This window comes from Dietzia sp. DQ12-76 (genome assembly GCF_014145045.1).
Classification (GTDB): Bacteria; Actinomycetota; Actinomycetes; order Mycobacteriales; family Mycobacteriaceae; genus Dietzia.
The window spans coordinates 1-3,943 of the sequence record NZ_JAALDV010000434.1 but is presented as its reverse complement, the minus strand read 5'-3'; the positions used below and the strand labels follow the sequence as shown (position 1 = coordinate 3,943).

Genomic DNA, 3,943 nt, shown 5'->3' with positions numbered 1-3,943 from the left:
GGCGCTGCGCCGCATGACCTCGCCCCCACCGGCCGGGGACGTCGAACTGCTCCTCGTCTTCACCGCCGTTTACGCCTGGCCGGTGTTGCGGGGCACCCTGCTGGACGCTCTCGACATCCCCGCCGACCAGCGCGAGGAGATCGACGACCGACTCGCCGATCTCCTCGCCCGCATGGTGACGGGCCACCGCGGTGGCGCCAGCTGACGGGCCCGCCGTCGCTAGCTGACGGGCTCGCCGGCGCTAGCTGACGGGCTCGCCCGCGTCCTCCGACGACACGAGACCGGTCGCCTCCCCCGGGTCCCGGTCCGGCTCCTCCGGCCCCTGATCCAGGCGGAACGGCGGGTACTCGTCGCGTAGGAGCAACACGTACGAGCCGACCCGGTACACCCAGCGGTTCAGGCCCACGATGAGGTCGAAGAGCCGGGGCAGGTAGCGGCCGGTGAACAGCAACCCGATCGCGGCGATCAGCACGAGCAGGCCGACCAGCGAGATGTTCCACTCGGCGCCCCCGTACTCCGAGGCTCTGGTCAGGGCCGCCCCGCCGCCGGTGAGGATGCCCACGATCAACAGGTGCGGGATCACCAGCAACCACCACTTGACCAGCACCAGGCCGCGCGAGAGCCGCTCGGGATAGGCCACGTCCAATCCGGCCGGATAGTCGGTCGGCGCCAGCGAGAAGGGCGGGTACCGGTCCGTCCCGAGCACGGAGTAGGCGTAGAACCCGACGCGCCAGTTCCACCGCAGCACTCCGACGCTGTAGGCGAACCACGCCCGCGGGTAGCGGCCGGTGAACAGCACCACCAGTCCCGCGGCGACCGTGGTGACGACCAGCGCGAACCACAGCAGGGCCAGCACGATGTAGTGCGGGATCGCCAGCAGCCACTTGATCAACCACAGACCGCGGGACACCTGCGGGTCCAGGTGCCCGGTCAGACGCAGCGGATCGGGACCCACGCCGGCGGGAAGAGCGCCCGCACCGGCCCCGGGAAGGGCGTCGGGGTCGGCGTGCCGGTCGATGTCCCGGCCCAGCCCCGCGGTCGCCACGAGGATCAGCGGCAGCCCCAGCGCCAACGCCACGAGTCCGGCGATGAGAACACCGGGCCCGGCGAGTCCGAACACCTCGGTGTGTGCGCCCACCTGGACGTCGACCCACACGGGGCGGGAGCCGTCGGCGTTCATCACCACGACCACCCAGTCGCCGGACCGCAGGTCGACGGTGAGGGTCTGCTGCTCTGCACCCGTCGTGGACTGGGCCCAGAAGTCCTGGTCGGCAGGAGGTTCGGGGGCACGGGTGCCCGGCACCTCGTCGAGGGCCGTCTCGGCGTCGTTCCCCGATCCCCACATCCCCGATCCCCAGTCATATGTGGGGCCCGCGGAGTATCCGGGATCCCACGGCTGGTCACCGATCACCGCGTGGGGGACATCGCGGAGATAGGCAGAGACGTCGGATGCGTCCGCGATACCGAGGAACACGTCCTGGCCGGGGACCACCGGGGTCGCGCGGAGTCGGAGGCTGATCAGGTCGTCGAGACCGTAGGGCCCGACGGTGGCTCCCTCGTCGACATGGATCGTCAGGGGCGCGGTCGTGATGGCGTGGCCCACGGTCTGGAGGCGGTCGGTGTCGGTGAACGCGTACTGCCCGTCCCGCTGGGAGGCGTCGGCTACCAGGATCGCCGCCCCGGCCGCTGTCATGCCGAGGCCGAACACGGCCAGCAGGACCCCGGCGACGAGCAGGACCCAGTTCAGGGGGCGGGTCCGCGGAGGGCCGTGGACGGGGGTCGAGGAGGGACCGGACGGGGTGGCGTGTGAAGTTCCCATGATGAGTCCTCGTGCAGCAGTGTGCGGACCCACCCGAGACGGCGCATCCGCCTATACGTGGTGACCTTACTCTTATGTGAGCACTGTGGCGGCGGGTTCTCACCGCCGATCAACCCCGGATCCCACCCCGCCTCCCACCCGTGACACCCTGTCCGGAACCCCGTCGCGAGACGCGCTCGCGGACATGATCGCGGCGAGCGGGTCAGCTCGGCGCAACGGCGAACCCCGTCGCGGGCAGCGAATGGAACCCTCTGGTGAACGGAGAGAGCGCCCTCACGGCCCCGCCCCGGTCCACCGTGACGGACGGGTGGGCCGCGTAGAGCTCCTCGACGGCGATCCGCGCCTGGAGCCGCGCGAAGTGCGAGCCGATGCAGAAGTGAGGGCCGCGGGCGAACCCCAGGTGCCCGGTGGTCTCACGGCGGATGTCGAGCTCCTCGGCGGTGGGTCCGAACTCACGCTCGTCGCGGTTGGCCGAACCGTAGAGCATCATCACCTTCTCCCCCGCGGGGATCGTCACCCCGCCCACGGTCACCTCGCGCGTGGTCGTCCGCGCGAGCGCCTGCACGCTGGACTCGAAGCGCAAGCATTCGGTCAGCGCGCCGGGGATCAGTCCCGGGTCCGCCACGACCAGGTCCCTCTGCTGCGGATGTGCGTCCAGGAGCGAGACGGTGTGCGAGATGAGGTTGCCGGTGGTGTCGTTGCCGCCGGCCACGATCACGAAGCAGAACCCGAGGATGTCCCAGTCGTCCAGCCGCTCGCCGTCGATCTCGGCCTGCGTCAGCGCCGAGATGAGGTCCCCGCCCGGGGACGCGCGCCGGTCGGTGATGAGCTCACCGAAGTATCCAAACATCTCCGCCACCGCCGAGACCGCCCCGTCCTCCAGCCCCGCCGGGCGGAACCCCTCCTCCTGCAGGGTCGTCAGCGCGCTGACCCACGGGCCGAAGCTCGGCTTGTCCGCTTCCGGCAGGTCGAACAGGTGGGCCAGCAGATGCGTGGGGATCTGCGAACTGAAGTCCCGGTGCAGGTCGACCACCTCGTCGCCGTCGTCCCTCGCGGCCATCTCCGCCAGTCTCCCGCGGGCGAAGTCGCGGATGAGCGGCTCGGCCTCGGCGACGCGCCTGGGAGAGAACGCCGTGGCCAGCAGTCGCCGCTTCGCGGAGTGCTCGGGGGGATCCATCATGACGATGGTCGGGGCCAGCCCCAGCGTCTCGATCTCGTCCCGGTAGAAGGTCAGACCGCTGGCCGAGGAGAACGTCGCCGGGTCACAGACGGCGGCGTCCACGTCGGCATAACGCGACAGCGCCCAGAAGTCCGGGTGCGCCGCGGTGCCGTCCCCGCGGTGGTGGTGGACCGGGTCGGTCTCGCGCAGCCACCGGTAGCCGGGATAGGGGTCGGCCAGGTGGGCGCGGTCGAACGGATCGAAGCCGGGTTCGGGCGGTGTGGGCGCGGGCGGTGCCGAGTCGCGACCGGACTGCACTGTACGGGTCATGGCCCCAGTTAACACGACCTGTTAAAAGCTCGGAAGAGGGGATCTAGACTCGGGCGGGTGCCCCGCTCCACCGCCCTGTCACCCCGGCCCCGCTCGTCCGCCACCCGGGAGGCCTTGTACCAGGCCGGACTGCGGCGCTTCGCCTCCGACGGATGGAGGACCGCACGGATCCGCGACATCGTCGGCGACGCCGGCCAGGGCAACGACTCGGCGATCAACTACCACTTCGGGGGCCGCATGGGCCTGCTGGAGGACGTGCTGCTCCGCGGGGTCCTGCGTATGGAGGACGAACGTCGGGCCGATCTGCAGAGGTGGGCGTCGTCGGCCCCGTCATCGGCCCCCGACCTGGCGGAGATCGTCCGGGCGGTGGTGTCGCCGCTGGCGGACCTGTTGGACGACGACGAGGGCCGGTGCACCCTCCGGGTGATCGCCCAGGTCGGGGCGCTCGCCGAGGTCGACCGCACCCTGACCGACCGACCGGTCGCCGGCACCGCACTGCATGACCAGCTCGAGATGCTCGTGTCCGCCGCCACCGCCCGCTGCGGACGGGACCTCGCCGGCCACCGGGTCCGGCAGCTCATCGTGATGCTCACCGCCGAACTCGCGGTGCGGGCCTGCGATCCCCCGGACGCCGC

At 71.2% G+C, this 3,943-nt stretch carries 3 protein-coding genes and 1 pseudogene; 2 read left to right on the top strand and 2 right to left on the bottom strand.

Annotated elements, in window-relative coordinates:
- Positions 1–205: pseudogene (locus G6019_RS14175) on the top strand (TetR/AcrR family transcriptional regulator); the annotation flags it as partial.
- Positions 206–241: 36 nt separating this feature from the next.
- On the opposite strand, the gene G6019_RS14170 reads toward G6019_RS14175, so the two are convergent.
- On the bottom strand, positions 242–1,819 hold the full coding sequence (locus G6019_RS14170) for a DUF4389 domain-containing protein (protein WP_241726067.1): 1,578 nt from the start codon (positions 1,817–1,819) through the stop codon (positions 242–244).
- A gap of 202 nt (positions 1,820–2,021) precedes the next feature.
- On the bottom strand, positions 2,022–3,308 hold the full coding sequence (locus G6019_RS14165) for a cytochrome P450 (RefSeq protein WP_206681834.1): 1,287 nt from the start codon (positions 3,306–3,308) through the stop codon (positions 2,022–2,024).
- 57 nt (positions 3,309–3,365) lie between these two features.
- Between G6019_RS14165 and G6019_RS14160 the strand changes: the two genes are divergently transcribed.
- The coding region (locus G6019_RS14160) for a TetR/AcrR family transcriptional regulator (protein WP_182627845.1) at positions 3,366–3,943 on the top strand (578 nt) is incomplete at its 3' end.

Bases quoted from the DNA above. Each gene is read 5' to 3' on its own strand.
- G6019_RS14170 (WP_241726067.1), bottom strand. From the start codon at position 1,819: ATGGGAACTTCACACGCCACCCCGTCCGGTCCCTCCTCGACCCCCGTC.
- G6019_RS14165 (WP_206681834.1), bottom strand. From the start codon at position 3,308: ATGACCCGTACAGTGCAGTCCGGTCGCGACTCGGCACCGCCCGCGCCC.